Annotated in this window: 18 protein-coding genes and 2 pseudogenes; 2 read left to right on the top strand and 18 right to left on the bottom strand. The window is 37.8% G+C overall.

The genetic code is table 11. From position 1 onward, the window contains the following. The 7 genes and pseudogenes from SAY88_RS09820 to SAY88_RS09790 all read right to left on the bottom strand — a co-directional run. Positions 1-815 (bottom strand): IS4 family transposase (locus SAY88_RS09820; protein ID WP_332631425.1); only part of this gene is annotated, 815 nt, incomplete at its 3' end. Between the two features lie 518 nt (positions 816-1,333). Further along, positions 1,334-2,368, bottom strand: a complete 1,035-nt coding sequence (gene iolG, locus SAY88_RS09815; RefSeq protein ID WP_332631423.1) for a bifunctional inositol 2-dehydrogenase/D-chiro-inositol 1-dehydrogenase — start codon at positions 2,366-2,368, stop codon at positions 1,334-1,336. Between the two features lie 93 nt (positions 2,369-2,461). Beyond that, positions 2,462-3,400 carry a sugar phosphate isomerase/epimerase family protein gene (locus SAY88_RS09810; protein WP_332631445.1) on the bottom strand — a complete coding sequence of 313 codons (939 nt, stop codon included), beginning with the start codon at positions 3,398-3,400 and terminating at the stop codon, positions 2,462-2,464. 87 nt (positions 3,401-3,487) lie between these two features. Further along, positions 3,488-4,450 carry a sugar ABC transporter substrate-binding protein gene (locus SAY88_RS09805; protein ID WP_332631422.1) on the bottom strand — a complete coding sequence of 321 codons (963 nt, stop codon included), beginning with the start codon at positions 4,448-4,450 and terminating at the stop codon, positions 3,488-3,490. A 420-nt stretch (positions 4,451-4,870) separates the two neighbouring features. After that, positions 4,871-5,773, bottom strand: a complete 903-nt coding sequence (locus tag SAY88_RS09800; RefSeq protein ID WP_332631420.1) for an AraC family transcriptional regulator — start codon at positions 5,771-5,773, stop codon at positions 4,871-4,873. 1,426 nt (positions 5,774-7,199) lie between these two features. Then, the gene (locus tag SAY88_RS09795) at positions 7,200-8,291 is read right to left on the bottom strand and encodes a hypothetical protein (protein WP_332631419.1); all 1,092 of its coding nucleotides are present in this window, start codon (positions 8,289-8,291) and stop codon (positions 7,200-7,202) included. Positions 8,292-8,299: 8 nt separating this feature from the next. Continuing rightward, positions 8,300-9,628 (bottom strand): annotated as a pseudogene (locus SAY88_RS09790) (MMPL family transporter); the annotation flags it as partial. A 156-nt stretch (positions 9,629-9,784) separates the two neighbouring features. Here SAY88_RS09790 and SAY88_RS09785 point away from each other — a divergent pair. Continuing rightward, positions 9,785-10,354, top strand: coding sequence for a TetR/AcrR family transcriptional regulator (locus tag SAY88_RS09785; protein WP_332631418.1), 570 nt, complete (start codon positions 9,785-9,787; stop codon positions 10,352-10,354). A 532-nt stretch (positions 10,355-10,886) separates the two neighbouring features. Here the strand turns inward: SAY88_RS09785 and uvsE are convergent. The 3 genes and pseudogenes from uvsE to SAY88_RS09770 form a co-directional block, all read right to left on the bottom strand. Next, positions 10,887-11,840 carry a UV DNA damage repair endonuclease UvsE gene (gene uvsE, locus SAY88_RS09780; protein ID WP_332631416.1) on the bottom strand — a complete coding sequence of 318 codons (954 nt, stop codon included), beginning with the start codon at positions 11,838-11,840 and terminating at the stop codon, positions 10,887-10,889. Between the two features lie 269 nt (positions 11,841-12,109). Next, entirely contained in the window at positions 12,110-12,346 is a 237-nt protein-coding gene (gene tlp / locus SAY88_RS09775) for a small acid-soluble spore protein Tlp (protein ID WP_332631414.1), read from the bottom strand. Positions 12,347-12,555: 209 nt separating this feature from the next. After that, positions 12,556-12,783, bottom strand: a pseudogene (locus tag SAY88_RS09770) (flavodoxin family protein); the annotation flags it as partial. Between the two features lie 164 nt (positions 12,784-12,947). On the opposite strand from SAY88_RS09770, the gene SAY88_RS09765 reads away from it, so the two are divergent. Beyond that, the gene (locus SAY88_RS09765) at positions 12,948-13,565 is read left to right on the top strand and encodes an RraA family protein (RefSeq protein WP_332631412.1); all 618 of its coding nucleotides are present in this window, start codon (positions 12,948-12,950) and stop codon (positions 13,563-13,565) included. Between the two features lie 174 nt (positions 13,566-13,739). Here SAY88_RS09765 and SAY88_RS09760 read toward each other — a convergent pair whose 3' ends face one another. The 8 genes from SAY88_RS09760 to bioW form a co-directional block, all read right to left on the bottom strand. After that, complete coding sequence (locus SAY88_RS09760; protein ID WP_332631410.1) at positions 13,740-14,024, bottom strand: hypothetical protein; 285 nt, start codon at positions 14,022-14,024, stop codon at positions 13,740-13,742. A gap of 642 nt (positions 14,025-14,666) precedes the next feature. Continuing rightward, positions 14,667-15,155, bottom strand: a complete 489-nt coding sequence (gene queD, locus SAY88_RS09755) for a 6-carboxytetrahydropterin synthase QueD (protein WP_332631408.1) — start codon at positions 15,153-15,155, stop codon at positions 14,667-14,669. A 292-nt stretch (positions 15,156-15,447) separates the two neighbouring features. Beyond that, positions 15,448-16,644: a cytochrome P450 gene (locus SAY88_RS09750; protein ID WP_332631407.1), complete on the bottom strand. Its 1,197-nt coding sequence runs from the start codon at positions 16,642-16,644 to the stop codon at positions 15,448-15,450. A gap of 59 nt (positions 16,645-16,703) precedes the next feature. Further along, a complete protein-coding gene (gene bioB, locus SAY88_RS09745) occupies positions 16,704-17,711 on the bottom strand; it encodes a biotin synthase BioB (RefSeq protein WP_332631406.1) in 1,008 nt (335 codons plus the stop codon). After that, positions 17,708-18,397, bottom strand: coding sequence for a dethiobiotin synthase (bioD, locus tag SAY88_RS09740; RefSeq protein WP_332631405.1), 690 nt, complete (start codon positions 18,395-18,397; stop codon positions 17,708-17,710). Before bioD ends, bioB begins: the two co-directional genes overlap by 4 nt. Then, positions 18,398-19,582 carry an 8-amino-7-oxononanoate synthase gene (gene bioF / locus SAY88_RS09735; protein ID WP_332631403.1) on the bottom strand — a complete coding sequence of 395 codons (1,185 nt, stop codon included), beginning with the start codon at positions 19,580-19,582 and terminating at the stop codon, positions 18,398-18,400. It abuts the gene before it with no gap. Next, positions 19,566-20,933 (bottom strand): adenosylmethionine--8-amino-7-oxononanoate transaminase, encoded by a 1,368-nt coding sequence (gene bioA, locus SAY88_RS09730; protein ID WP_332631443.1) that lies wholly within the window; start codon positions 20,931-20,933, stop codon positions 19,566-19,568. Before bioA ends, bioF begins: the two co-directional genes overlap by 17 nt. Further along, on the bottom strand, positions 20,914-21,702 hold the full coding sequence (gene bioW / locus SAY88_RS09725; protein ID WP_332631401.1) for a 6-carboxyhexanoate--CoA ligase: 789 nt from the start codon (positions 21,700-21,702) through the stop codon (positions 20,914-20,916). Before bioW ends, bioA begins: the two co-directional genes overlap by 20 nt. Positions 21,703-22,072: the final 370 nt, after the last annotated feature.

Below are 22,072 nucleotides of genomic sequence, written 5' to 3'. Positions count from 1 at the left end.
GTCAGTAACTGAAGTTCATTTCCTTTTGAATCAATCACTCTTAGAAGACGAAAGTAGTTCTCCGTGCGGTTTTGAGTGGTGCCAATCAACACCATTTGATCGGACAGAACCGTCGTATCCTCAGGTAGTTTAAAATCGTAGACTTCTCGTATGACTGCGTTTTTACGTAGCCTGGATAGAAAGAAATAGCCATCGTCTGTCATGCGATCAAAGCGTTCATAGTCAAGATAACCACGGTCAAACACATACATGCATTCCTTGTCATCTACCATGATTTCTAATTGACCACGATCATGTTCCTTTGCCGTGGTTAGCACAGCCTTTTCAGGATAGGAAATCCCTTTTTCCATAAATACAAGGCGCAAATGTAGCTTTACACCCGCTTTTGTTTTGCGGAACTCTGCCCATTTATGATTGGTCAAATTAAGTGGCAATGTGCTTGAATCAATGATTTTTAACGGCATGATGAGCTTGGTATAATGTGTTTTGGCATGAATTTGTGCGACCAAATCAAGGAAAAGACTTTGGAATAAATCTGGATTCATCCCATTTAATCGTCGTGATAGCTGAGAAATACTGATCGAATCAAGATTAATGCCTTTTTGTAGTTGATCATCGAAAAGACAATCACTCAACGCATGGAGACTTTCAACTTCTTCTAACTGCGCAAAGAGTAGTAATTTAAGAAATGATTCCGTCGTTAATTTCTTTGTATAGTAATCTAATTTCATGGTTTTCACCTGTTCTTCAAATAGTTGAAGATTTAATGGTGAAAACCATTGTCCAAATGACGTTTTTCGTGTAATCTTGTCCATAGTGTAGGTCCTTTATTATTGGATTTGGACGGGATTACCACCTGACCAATCCATTATAAAGGACTTTTTCTTTGCATAAATAAAGATAATTGAAGATTTGAAGTCTTTTTAATATTGAAAATAAATTAATGCAACGCTAGTGAGATGATGTTAACCAAGCAAAGTTTTTTCTCAATCATCCCTATTAGAGAATTACGTAAACAATATATCTCTACATTGAGTGAACGCTTTCATAAATCGAGAAAAAACTCTGATTTTTATATGACCTACAATAAGCAAAGTTCAAGATACCCCCTTAAATCACAGAAGTCATATAAAAATGTCCTTGTTATAGGTCCATTTAGGGGACTTTCTTTGTAAAATCAATAGTAGGTTCAGATCGACCCTACTATTGATTTCCTTTTCGTTCTGTATCATGATTAAATTCTTCAACGAAAGGGAAGGTAATATTATACTGTAAGACTCTCTTCCTTCTTTAAAGTCTATCTCAGAATACGGTCCCTCGTCCCTTGTTTCGCTTATTTAATTAGTACCTCTTTATTTCCTTGATCATAAAAAGCTGGGCGCTCCGGTAATTCAATTGGGACAATCCCACCAGAATGTTTCGCTTCTACACACGCATCAGATGTAACAGCAACAACATATCCATCCCAAGCTGAAGGACCATTCATTTCCCCTTTAACAGTTGAATCCATCCATTCTTGCAATTCAACATCATAGGAATCAATAAAACGATCCTTCCAATCAACATAAATCTCTGTCGAAAGCTTAGCTTCACTGCGCATCAGAACGCTTTGTGGTTCAGGTAGGTTGGCGATTCCTGTTTCACCAACAATCTGACATTGAATGTCATAACCATATTTACAATTCACAAAAACTTCCACATCAATGCGAATCCCTTTTTTCGTTTCTAGCAAGATCATATGCGGGTCTTGAAGACCATTCTCTGCAAAACGTGTGTTCCTTGGTAAAATGACTTGACACGAAACATAATCATCTTCTAATAACCAGCGTAATACATCGATTTCATGAACAAATGAATCGGTAATTGCCATATCACCGCTGAAACCAGGGGCTGTTGGATTTCGGTGTGCACAATGCACAACTAAAGCCTCCCCTACCTTTCCTTCATCAAATACTTTCTTTAATTGACGATAACTTTTATCGAAACGGCGCATGAAACCAACTTGTACAAGCTGTTTCCCGTGTGCAACTTCAGCATCTACAATTCGTTTACACCCTTCAGCTGTTGTTGCCAATGGTTTTTCGCAAAATACCGGTTTACCGGCAGCAATAGAAGCAAGAACAAATTCTTCATGTGTTGGTCCCCATGAGGTAACGATAATTGCGTCCACATCATCCGCCTTGATTACATCATGTCCATTTTCATAAATTTCGGCATTAAGATGTAACTCACTTACTACCTTTTTTGCTGATTCAGCATTCACATCTGTAACAGCAACAATTTCTCCACCAGTAAGGTCATTTGTAATACGGCGAATGTGATCTCTTCCAATAGCTCCTGTCCCAATTACGCCAATTCTTAAAGTCATAGTAAAAGTTCCTCCTAATCTAGTTGAATAAAACCGCTTTTGGGTTTCCTTATTTCTGTTTTTGACAAAACACTCTTGATTTTTAACCTACTATTACAATCTCGGTAAGCTATCTTTTAATAAATCTACAGACTTCTTAACGCCTGTAAAAGGCTCCATAGTTAGATCTTCCATTTCAATCACAATCGGTCCTTCGTAACCAGTCATCTTGACCACTGTAAAGAATTCTTTCCAGTAGCCTATATCATGCCCGTATCCAAGGGCGACATAATTCCATGACCGAGTTGAAAAGCTCTCCATTGGTTTTATATCAAGGAGTCCATGAGCATCATTGATTCCACGTTCAATTCGGACATCTTTTGCATGCACATGATAAATAGCGTCTCCTAATGTTCTAGCTGCCGCAATTGGATCTCCACCCATCCAGAAAAGATGACTAGGATCTAAGTTCATTCCAACCATATCGCCTACTTCATTTCTTAATTTAAATAAGGTTTCTGGATTATGAACTAAGTTATATCCTAGATTTTCAATAGCAATTTTCTTAACCCCAAGATCTTTTGCCACTTTTACAGCCCTTTCCCAATACGGAAATGCCACTTCATTCCACTGATACTCTAATGTTTCAAAGTGAAGAGGAATAATTGGATGAGTTATCCAGTTTGGAATTTTATCATTACGTCCTCCACTTGGGCACCCAGACATCATCACAACCGTTTCCACACCTAAAAGACCGGCAAGCTCAAACGTTTTATCAACAATTTCTGCATGAGCTTTTCCTTCTTCTGTTGGTTCCAACTGATTTCCGGAGCAATTTAATGCAGCAATTTCAAGTCCTCTACTTTGTATTGCATCTAAAAATCTAGCACGTTTTTCTGCACTTTCTAATAGACCGTCTAAATCCACATGAGGTGCTTTCGACCAATTTCCACACCCTAACTCAAGTGCTTCTAACCCTAATTCCGAACACGTATCAAGCATTTCTTCAAATGACATATATCCAAGAATATCTGTTACTAATCCAGCCTTCATCATTTTTGCCTCCATTTCAAAATATGCTAAGACAATTGATGAAAGGGAAGCTTAATGGAATCCCTTTCACTTCATCATATTTACTGCTTACTCATATATAGCAATATAATCATCTACTTGCTCAGGAACGACTAGCTGGAAAGGAACCAGCATTGTTTCTACTTCTTCACCATTCGCCGCCTTAACTGCAGTTCGAATACTTTCGATACCTTGACCTCTAGCATCCTGGAATACAGTAACTGTTAACTTCCCATCTTGCATAAATTGTAATGCAGCTGGTGTAGCGTCAACACCAGCAACAAGAACTTCATCAAGTTTGCCAGCTGCTTCAAGTGCTAAAATAGCACCTATTGCCATTTCATCGTTATTCGCAACAACTGCATCAATCTCTTTACCAGATTGAATCCAGTTTTCCATCAAAGTCATTCCTTCGTCACGATTCCAGTTCCCTGTACCTTGAAATACAATCTCCAAATCAGGATTTTGTTCAATAATTTGCTTATTTCCTTCCGTTCTCATAATTTGGGCTTCATGACCCATTTGACCTTCCATAATGGCAATGTTTCCTTTACCACCAAGTCTTTTTGCTACCTCTTCCATTTGAAGAATTCCAGCTTCAATAGATTCCGAACCAACGTATGCACTTGCCTTATCTACGCCATCGAACGTTTGATTTGCAACAATGATAGGAATACCTGCTTCATTCACTTTGGCCAAAATGTCAACTGCTGCCACAGTATCTACTGGTGTTAAGATAATGGCATCAACACCTCGAGCAATAAAGTTTTCAATTTGATTCATTTGCTTCGCACTATCATTTTCCGCATTCGAGTAAATAAATTCGAAATCTGGGTGATTCTCTTGTTCTTCTTCCATTGCTTCAATCATATATGTGCGGAACTCAGTAATATTTTGTAATGAAACCCCGATAACTTTGTTATCTTCACCTGATTTAGAACCACCTTCGGATGAAACTCCTTCATTACCACCACAAGCTGCAAGCATGAACGACATAACTAAACTGAGAATTAATACAAAACTTCTTTTCATTTTTTAACTCCCCCTAATTGAGTGCCTATAGTGTAATCGCTTACTTTTATGCCGCCGACTGATATCTATTTTTTTATTCCTCCTCTCAATCAATTAATTTTTTAATTGAAGCCTTGCGCTTACAATTTGATTATAGGAATTAAGACGTTAATTGTATTTATCTAGAACAGACTTACTTTTGCCAATTACGGACATTCGAATAATCAAAACAACGGATAGGATAAAATAAAATGCATTTTCAAAACACCTAATAATCTGGAAAATACTGCAATTATGCGACTGGAGACTATTACAATAAAGAATTCATTCACTTGACAAAAAAGTATATTTGCCTTTTAAAGACATTTTTTTGTCTAAAACAGACATGCAATAGTTAAACCTAAAAAAACTATCACTCCAAACGAATGGTTGGAGTGATAGTTAGTAATCCGTGAAAGATGTTCTTTTCAAATTTGTATAAAGAGAGCGAAAACGCCCTGGTGGGTTACGCATAATGGCTCGAAACACTCTGGTAAAATGATGAACGGAAACAAACCCGCTTTCCTCTGCAATATCCTTGATCGTTAAATCAGTCGTTTTTAATAAGGTTGCAGCCTTTTGAATCCTTTCATGCTGAATGAAGTCAGAGTAATTCATCCCTAATTGAGTAACAAATAATCTAGATAAATGACGCTCAGAAATATGGAATTGTTTTGAAACTTCCTTTAATTTCAAGGAATCGGTCAAATTATCTCTTATATATAATTTCACTTGATTCAGAACAACGGAGGAAGTCTCAGGGATGCTTCTCTGATTACCTGTATAAGATGATGGAGCAAAGGTCTGAATTAATGAAGAAATGAGTGAATAGGAAAGAGTTGTTAGGTTCTCTTCATAAAAGGGTTGTTGTAGTTTTGTCGCTTCTAGAAGTAACGACTTCCATAGTAACGCTACGGTTGTATCCTCATTTATATTAACGACAACTTGAGAGCTTCTCTTTACACCATCAATCATTTTGATCCATTCCTCACTCGACTCAGATTCTACTAACTCAAAGGCAACATATACAACTGTAATTCCCTTTTCACTGGTAATCTGGTGAAGCACCTCTGGTCTCGATAAAAATAATGTATTCGCTTGAAGTGGATACGTTTTATTATCGTCCATATAAAATCCACTACCATCAAGAACATAGTGAGCCTCAAAAAATGAATGTTTATGAACTAAATTATTATAATGCTTTGGCATCCCTCCCCAATAATGAACATGAAATAAAGCTCCGTTTTGCTCTATTCGATGCACAAATTTATTCAACGCAATTTTTGCAGAAACGTAATTAACCAAGCAGACCCCTCCTTCATTTGAAGCTAGTTGGCTAAATTTCTATTGTAGATAAAACGATTCTATGAAGTAAAAAGGCCCCCAACTTTGTAAAGCAGTTCAATTTTGATTATAGCATCAATTTGTATAGGTAAATGAAATAGGAATAATTCGTTTATTTCATTCCGCTTGTCATTTCCGCACCTACAACCGCATGATTCACGCTTTTCCAATCAATAAAACCACGACGCTTCGCTTGATTAATATACTCTCTAATTAGTTTTTTACTGGAAGATACCTCATCTTTACAGGATAAACTTGCGAGTGAACGATCTTGAAGCAAACATAGTTACTAAGCAAGACTTCGGGGATGCTGCTACTAAACATGACCTCAAAGGCATGGCTCTAAGCTTGAACAAATGAGTAAGAAGCTCGATACTGTCGCCTCACAAGTTGCCCATAATACTGAACAAGAGCTGATTTTGAAAGATATAGCTCAAAAAGTTATAGATCATGAAACAGACATCCGCTTAATTAAACAAATGATTACTAACAAATAGATGATAGAGGCAAGGGTGCATTTCGACGATTTAAAGACGAGAGAAAGCTTCCATATTATTTACACTTAAAGTTTCAATGTTAAGATTACTTCAATATGTTGTTTCGATTTATTTGATATCTCTAGTAACTGTAGGATTCATTCATAATACAATTATAGCAGATAATTTCATCCTCGAATCGCGTGAAAACACCAGTAAATACCATATATTCAAAAGAAAGATTTAAACAACATCACGGAGATTCCAATACGATATGTATGTTTCATACATTATCTGTAATTAAACTTGTAATTGTTTAAATATAAAACCCCAAACTATTTGAGGCTTGCGGTTCATAACATCTAATATTTTACGTACTTCATAAGACAGGTTCACTGTCTCAATGACTTCCTGTCGTGGGACAAGGTACTCTTCCCTCAGGTCCTACTCAACTCCGATGACGTATTTAACTCTTAATAAGATTCACAATAAGCCCTTCATAACCCAGATCACGCACTCAAACTATTAAATTTATTCATAAAAAGGTCTTCATAGCCCCTATGACAGACTTTAACTCTTAAATCGATCAACAAAAAAGGCTTTATAACACCTATGACGGACTTTAACTTTAGAATCGATTAACAAAATGGTCTTCATAACACCTATGACGGACTTTAACTCTTAAATCGATTAACAAAATGGTCTTCATACCCCCTATGACGGACTTTAACTTTAGAATCGGTTAACAAAATGGTCTTCATAACACCTATGACGGACTTTAACTTTAGAATCGGTTAACAAAATGGTCTTCATAACACCTGATTGCGGGACATGGTTCTGAACTGAACCCATGCCCGTACACCAGGTGCACAAAAACAGCACCCGAAACGCTCTTTCAGGTGCTGCATTTATTATAGAAACAAATTCCTAAGCCTTTCCCAAAAACCTACTTCCCCTTCTTCCTCAACGAAAGTCGGTTCTTCCTCTTCTTCTACTTCAATCGGTTCTGTTTTGAGAATAAATTGGACAGATGCAATGTTTGTATTTTTCGGTGATACAAACGAAACGGGCTCAAAATCTGACTTATCGAATTGTTTCCTCATTGCATCAATCTCTTCTTGCATCTGTTCTGGTAAATCGTTTGTAGCATCAGCTAATTCTTCTGTACCATTATGAAGCTTTCCGACACCGTCACTCAGCTCCGAAGTCCCTTTTGCCACTTCCCCAAACCCTGAATCAATCTCGCTGTAAGAGTTTGCCAGCTGAGCGACACCGTCTGTATAAGAAACGAGGCCTGCGTGAAACTCGCCATAATTTTTGGCAAGTAAACCGATTCCTTCTTCTAACTCACCTAATGCGTCTAATCCTTCCATCCTTTCAAAAGCGATGGAAAGCTCTTTTGCCATCGTGCGTAACTGATTGCTTATGTTAGAGACCGCGCCGCTAGTTCCTTCCAACGTTGTGCCAACAGCAACAAACGCTTCTTTCACATTGTCATACGTTCCTTTTGCTGTTTGGGCTGCAACATACACATCCACTAATTTTTCAATTGTATCTGGATCGACACCGCTTGCGTATAATTGCTGAATGTCTTCTTCGGATACAGCAGAAGCAGGAATACCGTTGATCGCTTCATTTAATGCGGAAAATGCCATCTCGTAGTGTTCTTTTAATTGGGTTAATCCACCCCCTACCTCTTTAAGCCCATCTGCCATAATCGATAACCCTTCTGGCAATTGCGCTAAATCACTCAAATCAATCTCACCTGATGTGCCACTCAGTCCCCTGTATAGTGTCCCGATTGATTCATCAATTGTCCGGGAAGCATTGATGATTTCAGAGGAAGCATCCTTTATTTCGATCATCCCTGCTCCATATTGTCGAGAACCAGAGTTCAAGCTTTGAACACCATTATTTAATTCCAACACACCTGTGTTTAAATCAGACACACCGTTATTTATTTCTTGAATCGCATCACTTAACGTTCGCATTTCGCTTGTCATTTCGTCCGCGGGATCGCTGGACTAACTGCTTGATTATAGGAAATCACATTTGTGACGTGCTGGACTTCTTCTAAATCTTGTTCCATCCTTACTTCTCTAGCAACATCCCCTTTTGGAACAAGAAGAACAATCGGAGTGGTCTTACCGAATACCTCATCAATGGCTATAATGTCACTACCAAGACGGGTTGTCACTGGGTGTTCACCACTCCCATAAATAAACTCTGTCTCTTGTTGAGCTAAAAAACTAGGAACAATCAGAATCAACACAACGAGCAAGCTGCCAACTCTTACCTTCATCACTCCCTTGCCAATGGAAAAGATGCTTGGAACGAGTGGCTTATGCTGTGTTTTATCAATCCATTTATAAAACAACACCGTTAATGCTGGTAAAAATATCATCACACTAATAAAACTTAAAACAATTCCTTTAACAAGGTTAACTCCTAAATCAGCTCCGATTTCAAACTGCATAAACGTGAGTGCCAAAAAACCAAAGAAAGTGGTAGCAGCACTGGCCGCTATCGCCGGGAATGATTTTTTTATCGCAAGTTGCATCGCCTCTTCAGGACTTGCCGTCACTTTCCGATAATGGGCAAAACTATGAAGCAGAAAAACAGCATAATCTAAAGAAACCGCTAATTGTAAAATAGGACTGACAGACTGTGTCACAAAAGAGATTTCACCAATAAAAATATTCGTCCCTAAATTAATGAGCACAGATACCCCAATAGCTGTAAGGAAAAATAGTGGCTCAACCCATGAGGTTGTAGAAATAACAAGAATAATAACAATGAGCGGAACTAACAACAAAGCTGCATACATGGCTTCATTCGCTGCCATACTCTGAGCAACTGCTGTATCGGCCGCTTCTCCTGCCAATGCATTTTCCTCACCGATCAGTTCATAAATAGCCTCTGTAATCGCTACTTCATCCCCTTCTCGTATTGTCAACGAAAAGAGGGCATGATTGTCCTTATAGTAAGACTCAACTAATTCCTTTTCTGCCATCTCTAAAGGAGTTTTTACATCCAGCACCTGATCAAGCCAGACAACATCAGAAACGCCCTCAACCTCCTCGAGCATTTCCTTATACAAAAGCGCCTCTTGGACAGATACATTCCGAATCATGACTTGTGCGTTTGAAAGAGGGGTATCAAATTCCTCTTCCATCACTTCAATGGCTTTTGTCGATGGAGTATCTTCAGGCATGTATTCACTTATTTTGTAGTTAACAGAAACAAACAGCTGGGCGATTGCACTTAACACCGTTACTAGCATAAATACGATTACAATCGACTTTTTGTATTTCATTATTTTTGCAGCAATGTCTAGCATGACAGAACAACTCCTTGAATCGTAACTACTGGCTAAGTATAATGACACTGTGTAGGATAATCAACAAACAGTTTGTTATCTTATGTTACATATCCAACACCCGAAGGTAATGTGATGGATTTACAAAAAATTGTCAAAAATAAAGGGTGAATACACGTGAGTTCCAAAATAGACAGACGAATCAAATATACACAAATGGTTTTGAAAGAAAGTTTTATAAAGCTGATGAAAGAAAAACCGTTAACAAGCATTACCATTAAAGAAGTATGTGAATTAGCCGACATTAATCGTTCAACTTTTTATTCTCATTACAAAGACTTATATGACCTTCTTCACCAAATTGAGGACGGCATCATCGAGGACATGAACGAAACCTTGTCCGCATGCAACTACACGAAAAATGAAGAAGCCATTCAAATGACAGAAAAACTGTTAGAATACCTAGTAAAAAATCGAGAAAGCTGCCAAACGTTATTCAGTGAACATGGCAATCCAACGTTCCAAAAAAAAGTCATGTCGCTAGCCCATAGGCATTCATTAAAATCCTTGATGGCAGACAGAATAAACCTCCCCTATAACGCTGAATATTTAAGTTTGTATATCGTCAACGGAAGTATTCACCTTGTCCAACATTGGCTGAAAAACGGGTTAAAAGAACCACCAAAAGAGATAGCTGAACTACTGATCTCTCTTGCCAATAAGGGACTATCCTCATTGCAACATTAAAAATCTACTAAGTGACCTCGCATTGTTGCACCGGTGCAATGTTCCTTAAAATAATAAATCGCTCAATCATTTATCGATTGAACGATTTCTCATATTTTTAATACCTTATTGAAAGCTCATAACTTAATAAATTCATACCCACAATATTTGCCTTCATGAAGGACATTCTCCTCGGATTTCTGACTTGTTTTGTCCTTCGTTGCTTATGAAGGACATTCCTCCTGGGCATCTGCCTTGTTTTGTCCTTCATCAGCTTTATGAAGGACATTCCCCTTGAACTCCTGCCTTGTTCTATCCTTCATTGGCTTTATGAAGGACATCACCTGAATTCCTGCCTTAGTTTTGTCCTTCATTCGGTAACTAGGTACAGAAATGACACATGAACAATAACATGGAAAGATGGTGAACGATGATACGGAAACTGCCGTTCTGGGGAACTTCAATGGATAAAGTTGATTTAATTCATACGGGCCCGCCCATCCAACTAGTGAGGCATAAATTAGACGAATTCTCTCTGCCCCTCCTCCACCTCTTACATTTCTATCTCCCCACCATTAATTCTCTTAAACCCTCGCACTTTGCCTAACTCTTCGACAAGTCTTAATGCCGCTTTATCTTTCGCTTTCGCCTCTATCATAATATCTGCTGATCTTCCGTATCCCTTTAATGCTTTGATAAAGGCCATCGCAAATTCCATATCAACATAATCGGCGTGGGCTCGTATTAATTTTTCTGACTTAGGAGAAGATAAGTGAAATTTAGGAGGCTTTCCAGTCCCTTCCCATGTGTCAAAAATTCTTGACAGTAAATCCTCTACGGTTTCATCTCCAGGGTTGGCCCAATGATGATGATAATCAAAAACAAAAGCAAGACCGTGCTGTTCACAAACTTGCAGCGTTTCTTCTGCTGTATAGGTTTTATCGTCGTTCTCAAGCGTCGTCTGACTACGAATAGCTTTATCAAGTTTCACAAAGTTTTTGTTAAATCTAGCTATCGCCTCTACCTTATTCCCATAAGCGCCACCCACATGGATATTTATGTTTGCATCCTTATGTAATCCCATTGCTTCAAACATTTCATAGTGATAGGTCATATCGGTAATGGCATTTGCCGTTACATGATCCTGTGGACTCGTAAACAATGTGTATTGATTTGGGTGAAAACTCACACGCAAATGATATTTTTGAACCAATGTTCCTATCTCTATAAACAAATCTCGAAAAGGTGTGACATAATCCCAATTAACCTCTGGATGTGTGGCAAGCGGTACGAGTGAAGAAGACATCCGATAAACGTCAATGCCATGCGCAATATTATAATGCAAAATGCGAATCGTATTTTTTAAATTTTGCTCTGTAATATAGTATAACTTTTCCTTTCTACTATCTTGATCTTGTTTCTTCCAATTCGTAAACGTTAACGTCCTTGAAGGGGAAGCTTCCCATAAAGAAAGCGCTGTCGAGACGTATCCGAACCTTAGTATCATCGTACCACTCCAACCTATGATAGATGAATGTAGTGTGTGTGAGTTACGGGAACTTCATACGGGTTCAATCACCATTGAGGCAATTGTAACTTACTAAAAAAGGCCGGTTCTCCAGAGGCCCCGAAAAAAGGTAAATATCACTTTTTTTCGTACCTCTAATGTAAAAAAAAGCATTGAAAAAGGTTGTTTTACCTTTCTCAATGCCTTCGGTTTTTCCCCTACTTTTAGTAGAAATATCAACACTATATTTACAGTATTTGGTTTTACCTTTATTGGTTCTTATACCCGCTTTTTCTTGCTTCCATTTCGTCAGCTATTTCAGCATCAAACGCCTTAATGCTTTCCGCACGTCGATGGTTTTTCTCTTTAATTACTTTTCGTTGCTCTTCTTGTAAATCCGACTGCAACGTCTCTTCTGCCGCTTCAATATTGTGTTGTGTATTATCCTTCATTTGTTGCAAGCGCTCCACATTATTCTTTCGATTATCTGGTTTTGCCATGTTCATACCCCTTTTTCACGTAAGATAGGCGCTTTTCCTAGCACCACCCTATAGTATGACAAAGACGGAAAATGATAATTCAGAAAATAAACATGTTTATTTTTAGTATTCCTATAATTTATATGATGTCCGGCTAATTAGATACAAGACCCTCCCTTGATTTAAGTTCATGCAATTTTCAAAAAGGGAGTGTTCGGATTCGCTACATCTTTATAACCAAATCGTGTTGGCATACTGAAAATAATTGCATCTGCCCACTCAAGATCATCTAAAGTAACTTCTGGAACATCCTTCGTCATCTCAATATGTCCTTTCCAACCCTCATTCTCATTAATGACGGATTGTGGAACAAGTTCTGGTAATTTTAATACTTTTACTTCAGCACCAATTTCTTTTGCACCTTCTTCCACCCATTTAGATAATTGATAATTTGTACCACCCATGCTGTAATAAATATGCTAATTTGACATGTTATTCGACTCCTTTGATTTTCCAAATATTTTTTCAAAAATACCCATTTTAGTTAAGTATAAATTATTTTAATTTTATAAATAATATTTCTTCTCTATAATTAAAGTGAAGACGAATTATTATGGGGGGTTTTACTATGACTCAAATTATTAAGCAATATGAAGAAATACCAGCTACTTGTATATCTGATGCTTTACAAGGTCTGACGAACATGGATGTTTCCATAAAACCACTTAAAGAAGACTACAAAATAGTCGGAAGAGCTTTTACAGTTAAAGTACCTGTAGGTGATAATCTACTCGTACTAAAAGCAATGAAAGAAGCTAAGGCTGGTGATGTTTTAGTTATTGACATTAATGGTGACACCACTCGTGCTGTTGCCGGAGATTTTGTTTTAGGCATGGCACAAACACTAGGAATTACAGGAGTTGTAACAAATGGGGTAATTCGTGATATTAAAGGAAGTAAAGCATTAAATTTCCCCGTCTTTTGTCAAGGAACAACATTAGCCGCAGGGGGAAAAGGAGGCTTTGGAGACATGAATATTCCTATTTCTTTAGGTGGAACCACTGTTAATCCAGGTGATATTATTGTAGGAGATGCAGATGGAGTTATAGTTGTTCCTCAACATATTGAAGAAGAAACCTTAAAAAAATCTTTGGAAAAGTTACAAAGAGATGAAAATAGAGAACAAGCGATTTCTGGTAATATTGAAGCTATACACAAATATATTGATGATATGCTTTCAAAATAAAAAGGAAGGGGTTGTCTCAAAAAAACATTGAGACACCCCTTTTGCTTACATCTAATTATTAACATTTAGTAGCACCTGAGTCTTTTTTAGTTCATTATGCTAGGTTCATTTTATATTTAAACTTCGTGTCATTATCCAAATTGAAGAGTTTACAAGAATTTCTTTTCTTCACTTTTATAGCGCAACCTTTTCTAACTTCCAAGCTTTATTAGTTTCTAAATTAGTGATGATCTCATTTATACTCGCATACTCTACTCCTACTTTATAGGAAGCAACCACCTGAATAGATTCATTATCATTTTCAGTAATAACCTTTATATATTCTTCTACCTTCTTATTTCCTTCAATGCAAAAGTGCCCGCTCATAAGCACATCCCGTATTAGTACTTTTTCGTAAATTACTAATGCATTCTCGATTTGTGTTACCACTCTACTTCCTAATAAATCCTGTATGATCATCCTAATTTTCCCTCCAATTTTGAATTCGAAGTTTAATAATAAGTTATAATAAATTGTTTTCAATTTTTATTATAACAATCCAATGTTGGATAAAAACATATTTATTGTATTACTATTATTAATTTTTTTCAATATTAAAATTTCAATGATTATTAATTATAAAAAGCTTGTCAATCATATTTCAAATTAAGAAATGATTGACAAGCTATATTTCCGGTGAGTAACCGTTTATACTTCCATTGAGTCCCCCAACAAACTCAGAATTGGTCTCTAGCAACAAACCCTAAAGCAAAGAAAAATATTTAAATAAAACTAAAAAAGAAGCTCACAATCGTACTCACCATGAATTGGGATTTTTATAACCGTCCTCATTCAGCGTTCAGTTCATTCTTCATAAGACATGATTTCTCTTCCCCACTCTCTCCCTTATTAAACAACTCCAACAGAACGTTTATAAATATAAAGAAGCGATAGAACTGACTTCCACAAGGTCGACGTCACAAGTACTTCACAAAAAAGTTAACTATATGATTGTTTTTGTCTCCAAACATAGGTCTCCTCTGTTCCGGACTTTTGGGACAAACCCCAATCCAATATTATGGTCGTGGTGGTTGGATGATAGGCAAGGCCCATCCTTAATTTTCACTCAACATTCACCCATTCTCTCTTTACTTCTGCATAACTAGTTGGAGTTTCATATAATTTAACAAATTCAACTCTGGCTCCCCGATAAAGCTCTTGCCTTTTTTCTAGTGACTCTTGCATCTTCTCATAGATCCACACAACCATATTTTCAGCAGTTGTATTCATTTTCGGCAGTGTCTCATTTAAGTACCGATGATCTAGGTACACTTCAATTTCTTCTTTCCATATCGTCTTAATATCTCCAAAATCAATCACTAGTCCAATCTCATTGACAAATCCACTGATTCCGAAAATCACTTTGTACGTATGACCATGCAGATTTTTACATTTCCCCTCATAACAATGCATATGATGAGCAGCATCAAATGTAAACTCTTTACTAACAAGTACTCTCTTATTATGGTACTTTAATTCACATTGTTTGATATCTTTTTCTATTTTTTGTAACCGATCTACAATTCTAAAACCAAACATTTTTTCGACCATTGTTTCGCCTCTTTACAGAATTTTGTTGTGTGAATTTTTGTGTGAATTTTTAAAGTACAAGATACTTGTACTTTAAAAATTCACAACTTAGAACATCTCGTCACCCATATTGCCAGATCACGTCAAAAAAATAAGTGTAATAAATCACACTTATTTTTAAATACCCTACTGTGCTGTTTTTGCTCTTTTTATAGCTCTATCATTCTTCTCTAGTATCATGCTTAACTGATTTTCCTCTTTGATGTTCATCAACAAGCTACCAATTCGCTCCTAACATCCCCACGATATGCTTTTATTCAAAAATAATCGGTAATTCTTTTAGGGCTCTAAAACCAACAAGATTTCTCCATTCAATCTCAGCTGTTTCAAATCTAATCTTCTGTGTATGATCTAATATCGTCTTAATGGCGGCTTGTGCTTCTATCTTAGCGAGGGTGGCACCGAGACAAAAATGAATACCGGAACCAAATGAAAGGTGGGGATTTGGATTTCTTGTAATATCTAGGCTGTTGGCATTAATGAATTGTTTTGGGTCTCGATTGGCTGCACCAATTAATATATAGACATGATCTCCTTTTTTTATTTCAGTTTGATTGATCGTTACATCTTCTGCAGCGATTCGAGCTGTCATTTGAGTTGGGCTCTCATAGCGCAAAATCTCCTCAATTGCTGAATCTAGTAGCAAGGGGTTAGCTTGTAATTTTTCATATTGTGTAGGGTGTGTTAGGAAACAATATACGGAGTTAGCAATTAAATTAACCGTTGTTTCATGACCTGCAATGACAAGCAGGATACAAGTTGAGACGGTTTCGGCATCTGTTAATGGCTCTCCATTTTGAACGTCTGATATGAGTAGACTTATTAGATCATCTTGTGGGTCTTGTTTTCGCTTATTTATCAAGTGTTGAAAGTAAGTAACCATTTCTATAATAGTGTCATTCCCTTTAGCTAGAGATTCCTTCGAACGAGTGTGATCAATGGTTTGGATTAAGGTTAACGCCCATTGGCGGAATTGATCCTTTTCCTGTTTCGGTACTCCTAACATGTTAGCAATGACAAGGCTTGCCAACGGAAAAGCAAAGTCAGATATGACATTCATCCTTTTTTGATTTGCAACATGTTGAAAGAGATCATTCGCTGTTTTTTTTATAATAGGATTTAATTGTTCCAAAGCTCTAGGAGTAAAACGTTCGCTCACAATCTTACGTAACCGATTATGATCTGGTTGGTTTTTATAAAGCATCATCTGCTTTTGCACATTTTTTAAGACTTCGTATTTTTTCGTTGTTTCTGGAAGTGGAATACGATTTTGAAAACGAATATCCTTTAAAATAAGGTTCGCTTCTTCATATCCCGTTACATACCAACCAGGGTAACGGAAGAAATTGCCCTTGTAGATAGGGTTAGTTGAGCGAATGTTATCATAAAAAGAATACGGATCTTGGACAAAGTCCGACGACGTTCTGATCTTTGTTTGTTGATTCATCATTAGAGCACCTCCTAAAGAAGAGATGCGTTTAGATGTGCACCTCTCTTTTACTTTTTCTATTACTTTTCTGTCGCTAAGCTCTCTCTCATTTCTTCAACACTTTCTACTTCAAAGCCTAAATCTTTAAGCATTTTATGATCCTCGGATTCTTCCTGTCCTGCTGTTGTTAAGTAATCCCCTACAAAGATTGAATTAGCAGCATACAGACCTAGTGGCTGTAACGAACGAAGGTTAACTTCTCTCCCTCCAGAAATCCTAATTTCTTTAGTTGGATTTATAAAACGGAACAGAGCTAGGACTTTTAAACAGTAGAGGGGATGTAATTCATTTACTCCCTCTAGCGGAGTGCCGTCTATAGCATGTAAAAAGTTTACAGGAATTGAATCAGCATTAAGTGCCTTCAAGCTATTTGCGATATCAACGACATCTTGTTTCGATTCCTTCATCCCAACGATGACTCCAGAGCAAGGAGAAAGTCCGGACTCCTTCGCAATTTCAACCGTATTGACTCGGTCACCATACGTGTGTGACGTAGTAATTTGATCATGATGACTCTCTGAAGTATTTAAGTTGTGATTATAGCGATCGACACCAGCTTCTTTTAAACGAACCGCCTGCTCTGGTTTTAAGATCCCTAGACAGGCACATACCTTTAATCCATAGCTGTCCTTAATTTCTTTTACTGCTTCCACTACTTGATCAACTTCTTTATTGGAAGGCCCTCTGCCGCTTGCAACGATGCAATACGTACCTACATTTTGCTCAAACGCTTTTTTAGCACCTGTAAGAATTGTCTCCTTATTTACAAATCGATACGAATCAATTGGTGCATTCGAAATAGAAGATTGAGAGCAATATCCACAGTTCTCAGGACACAACCCAGACTTTGCATTCATAATCATATTCAACTTCACTTTATTTCCGTAATAATGCTTGCGAATATGATAAGCAGCATGCATTAAAAGCAACACTTCGTCATCCGGACATTCTAATATTGACAAAGCCTCGTCATTCGTTAGCTCCTGCCCTTCTAGTACTTTGTTTGATAGTTCCAACCATTGCATCATATTAATCCCTCCAGTTGATCTACATTTATATGATCTTCAATTAACTGCTTAACGGTCACATCAGTTATACATGGTATTTTTGGAATGATTCCTAAAATGGGGACTGAACACATTTCTTCTATGACGTTAGGACTCGTTTTCTCTACTAAATCCCCCTGTTCACTCGTTCCATTTATAATGATTCCAGCAATTGTTAAGCCTAATTTTTTGGCGTATTCCACCGTTAAAAACGTATGATTAATCGTCCCGAGATTCGGTCGGGCGACAATTAGTACCGGGAAGTTAAGTGCTTTGATTACATCACTGACTAAAAAGTCCTTTCCTAATGGCACGGAAATTCCACCAGCTCCCTCAACAATGAAATAATCATGTTTTTCTCGAATGGTTTCCCAATGCTTTAAAATATCTTCCAGCGTGATGCTCGTTCCTTCTAGCTCTTGTGCAACCGCCGGGGCCAATGGTTGTTCGAATTGAAATGGAGTAATTTCCTCAAGGGTAAGTGGCGTCTTTGCCATCTTTTTCAGCCAATATGTATCACTTTCTGGATCGTCTCTCTTGATTCCACTTAACATAGGTTTGAACACACCAACATTTACACCTTGATCCCTTAGCACTCCGGCAATCCCACTCGAAATAACAGTTTTCCCGACATCTGTATCCGTCCCTGTTATAAAAATTCCCTTCACTTAATCACCTCTGGTTCGTTGCGTATCGTTGCGTATCGTTTCGAAAGCCTTGATTAATCGATCGATATCATCATTGGAATGCTCTGCGGTTACCGTTAAACGAATACGAGATTCTCCCTCCTTTACCGTTGGAGGGCGGATGGCAGGGGCAAAGATATCATATTCTTGTAACTGATTGGCAACCGATACAGCTTTTTTTGCTTCTCCAAGAATGACAGGAATAATCGGTGTCTTATTCCCTTTCACGTGAAACCCTAATGCTCGCAGTCTATCTCCAATCAACATCACTTTTTCCATTAATGCCTCTCTTCTTCTAGACTCTTTTTCAATGATGTTAATCGCCTCAAAAGAAGCAGCACACACACTAGGCGAAATTGCGGTTTGGAAAATGAATGTTCGTGCTTGATTTACTAAAAAATCTTTTAACACATAAGATCCAGCGACAAACCCTCCCTCTGTTCCAACAGCTTTACTTAAGGTCCCTATCAACACATCTGGTTTGACTCCAAAATACTCACTTATCCCTCTTCCATTTTTACCCAAAATTCCTGTACCGTGTGCATCATCGACAATCACATAGGCATCGTACGCTTTTGCTAAAGCAATGATTTGATCTAGTGGCGCAATCGTTCCATCCATACTGAATACACCATCTGTCACGATAAACCGTCTAGTAAATGGCTTTGTTTCTTTTAGTTTGTTTTCGAGATCTTGTAAATCAACATGCTTGTATACAAGTGTCCTAGCTTTTGAAAGGCGACACCCATCGATGATGCTAGCGTGATTTAACTCATCACTTAAGATGATATCTCCGCTTGTGGGTAAGGATGACAAAACACCTATATTTGCAAGATACCCACTAGAAAAAAGCAATGAAGCCTCTGTTTGCTTGAAGCTAGCAATTCTTTCTTCCAGTTTTTCATGCCAGCAACTGTTACCAGTTGTTAATCTTGATCCACTGCTACCAATCCCAAATTCTTTGACCGTGGACTTCGCTGCATCAATCAGTCGCTGATCACTTGCTAGACCTAAATAGTTATTGGACGAAAAAATCAACTTTTTTCGTCCGTTCATGTCAACCATTGGCTTAGGACCACTATTCATAACTCTTAACTCACGGTACAAGTCATGCTCTTTTATTGTGGTGATTTTTTCTGATAGCCAAGAATCAAACGCTGCGCTCAAAAGCAGCCCCCTCCTCTTCGCAAACGCTTTCGATCGCCTCCTTCATAATGCTCACCATTGATTCTAGTTCACTCTTAGTACTGACAAGTGGAGGCATAAATACAATGACATTTCCAAGCGGTCTTGTGAGCATCCCGAGCTCTCTCATCTTTAACGAAACTTTATAACCAATTCTTCTCTCAAATGGGTAAGGTGTTTTCTTTAATTTGTCTTGTACAAGCTCAATGCCGCACATGAATCCTAATTGTCTAATATCCCCAACATGAGGCAATGAATATAGGTCTAATAGGATTTCCTTCAGGTGCTCTGATTTTCTTTGAACGTTTTCAACAATGCGTTCCGATTCAAAGAGGCGTAAATTCTCTAAAGCAACAGCACACCCTAATTGATTTCCGGTATAGGAGTGACCATGAAAAAACGTTTTTAAATTTTCATAGTCATCGTAGAATGCTTCATATATTTTTTCTGTCGTAAATGTGACGGCAATAGGTAGATACCCACCGGTTATGCCTTTTCCGGCAGCCATTAAATCAGGTTGAACACCGTCATGCTCACAAGCGAACATTTTTCCTGTACGACCAAAGCCAGTCGCCACTTCGTCTACGATCATTAACACATCATACTTTGTGCATAGAGCGCGCACTCCTTGTAGAAACCCCCTTGGCATAACAATCATTCCGGCTGCACCTTGTACCATAGATTCAATTGAAAGAGCAGCAATTTCCTCGTGATGTTCCTTTAGAAGTTCTTCAAGTTTTTGTAAGCATTCATCTCTACATTGGTCTGGATCCCCGCTTTCTGATCGATATACATTCGGAATCGGCGCTTTAAAACTCTCAAACATTAGAGGACCATAGACATGATGAAATAACTCAATCGCGCCAACACTTACCGCCCCGATCGTATCGCCATGATAGCCTTCTTTCATCGAAACAAACTTTTGTTTTTGGGGCTTCCCTATGTTTTTCCAATATTGAAAGGCCATTTTCAGTGCGATCTCCATTGCTTCGGCACCACTATCCGAATAGAAAACGCGAGTGAGATCATCAGGTGTTAATTCAACTAATCTTTCAGCAAGTTCTGTCGCTGGTACATTTGTCATTCCTAATAGTGTTGAATGAGCAATTTTTTCTAACTGATCTTTGATCGCTTGATCCAATTCTTTTTTACGATGCCCGTGGACATTTAGCCACACAGATGAAAACCCATCATAATATTCCTTACCATGAATGTCTTTCACCTTGATGCCATTTCCACTTTCTATGATGAGAGGATCTAGATCATAATCCTTCATTTGTGTGAAAGGTAACCATAAGTGTTTTTTACTTTTTTTAATTAATTCGTGTGTCATCATCTTCCTCCCAATAAAGTAGTGTGGGCTCTTTTTCAAGATAATGTATATAACTATCTAGGTTCAGAGCATCTTTCACAAAAAAAATTCGAAAGCCTCTTTCATCGCCATATTCTTTTAGCTTTGAAATTCGCTGGTACCCTATTTTTTCGCTTGCCACATACCCTGTAATGTAATCAGGATCATCAGACCAACATAATTCAGCAACGATTTCAGGGTGACTAGCGACTTTGGTTGCTAGTGTAATAGCTTCTTTGACCCTTGCATTTCTCGGCATTTCCTGTCTTATCGCCCATTTATCAAAGTTGGCTGCATCCCAATCCATCCGAGAAACACGCACTCCTTTTTCGCCTCTATTGTCAACACGTTCACCCGACTGAACGTGTAAGAGCATTGCTCCTCTCATCCCAACATTTTCCGACTGTGCGATGAGTTCGTAAGCTTTTTCAATGGATAGGCCGGGTACGCCGCATTTTCTTAGCATCTGCATGGCCAGTTGATGCCCCTCCCTTACACTTAAAACGTGATTGGTTGTGATCGACAAGGGTGCTAAAAAGTGAACAGGCATTTGAACTTCTTCAAATTGAATTTGCATAAAATCTGGATTTCCTCTTGAATGCGTAAGCGCCTTTTCCACCAAATCATTCACTGCTTTTTGAATGTCTTCATAGCTTGCTAGAATCTCTCCACCGGAAATATGCTTTCCACCTTTTTCATGAGGACCTCCCTTTGCTGCTCTCATTCTTATACTGAAGAATTTATCCCCCATACGAATCCGCCTTTGGATTGAATGCATAACCTAGAGCACTTGCTAATCGAATAAGGAAGGGGGCTTTTCTAATTTTTGAAAAGACTTCAACTCTTATTTGAAGTGGTCGATCGCCATTCATAGATTCTGCATCCCTCCCATGGGAATGTTAACCATATTTTTAGAAAAGTTTACATTTACACACGCCAAATGTCAACCATTTATTTTTTTAAGTTAACATATTAATCAGAAATCAACATTATCATTGTAATTCCAATCCTTTTACCAACATTGTAATCTCTATGTAAACATACTGTAATACTATTCTTTCTGATTCTCTCATAGGGATAAGAGTGTTAGACGAGCTTTCAAAAAACAAAATGTACTAGGA

Origin of the sequence: Halalkalibacter flavus, assembly GCF_036663575.1 — a bacterium.
Lineage (GTDB): Bacteria > Bacillota > Bacilli > Bacillales > Bacillaceae_D > Halalkalibacter > Halalkalibacter flavus.
The sequence above is the reverse complement of the archived record's forward strand: the minus strand, read 5'-3'. Positions and strand labels throughout refer to the sequence as shown.

Excerpts from the sequence above, each read along its gene's own strand:
- iolG (WP_332631423.1), bottom strand. The coding sequence starts at position 2,368 with ATGACTTTAAGAATTGGCGTAATTGGGACAGGAGCTATTGGAAGAGAT.
- SAY88_RS09810 (WP_332631445.1), bottom strand. The coding sequence starts at position 3,400 with ATGAAGGCTGGATTAGTAACAGATATTCTTGGATATATGTCATTTGAA.
- SAY88_RS09805 (WP_332631422.1), bottom strand. The coding sequence starts at position 4,450 with ATGAAAAGAAGTTTTGTATTAATTCTCAGTTTAGTTATGTCGTTCATG.
- SAY88_RS09795 (WP_332631419.1), bottom strand. The coding sequence starts at position 8,291 with ATGACAAGCGAAATGCGAACGTTAAGTGATGCGATTCAAGAAATAAAT.
- uvsE (WP_332631416.1), bottom strand. The coding sequence starts at position 11,840 with ATGATACTAAGGTTCGGATACGTCTCGACAGCGCTTTCTTTATGGGAA.
- tlp (WP_332631414.1), bottom strand. The coding sequence starts at position 12,346 with ATGAACATGGCAAAACCAGATAATCGAAAGAATAATGTGGAGCGCTTG.
- SAY88_RS09765 (WP_332631412.1), top strand. The coding sequence starts at position 12,948 with ATGACTCAAATTATTAAGCAATATGAAGAAATACCAGCTACTTGTATA.
- SAY88_RS09760 (WP_332631410.1), bottom strand. The coding sequence starts at position 14,024 with ATGATCATACAGGATTTATTAGGAAGTAGAGTGGTAACACAAATCGAG.
- queD (WP_332631408.1), bottom strand. The coding sequence starts at position 15,155 with ATGGTCGAAAAAATGTTTGGTTTTAGAATTGTAGATCGGTTACAAAAA.
- SAY88_RS09750 (WP_332631407.1), bottom strand. The coding sequence starts at position 16,644 with ATGATGAATCAACAAACAAAGATCAGAACGTCGTCGGACTTTGTCCAA.
- bioB (WP_332631406.1), bottom strand. The coding sequence starts at position 17,711 with ATGATGCAATGGTTGGAACTATCAAACAAAGTACTAGAAGGGCAGGAG.
- bioA (WP_332631443.1), bottom strand. The coding sequence starts at position 20,933 with ATGACACACGAATTAATTAAAAAAAGTAAAAAACACTTATGGTTACCT.
- bioW (WP_332631401.1), bottom strand. The coding sequence starts at position 21,702 with ATGGGGGATAAATTCTTCAGTATAAGAATGAGAGCAGCAAAGGGAGGT.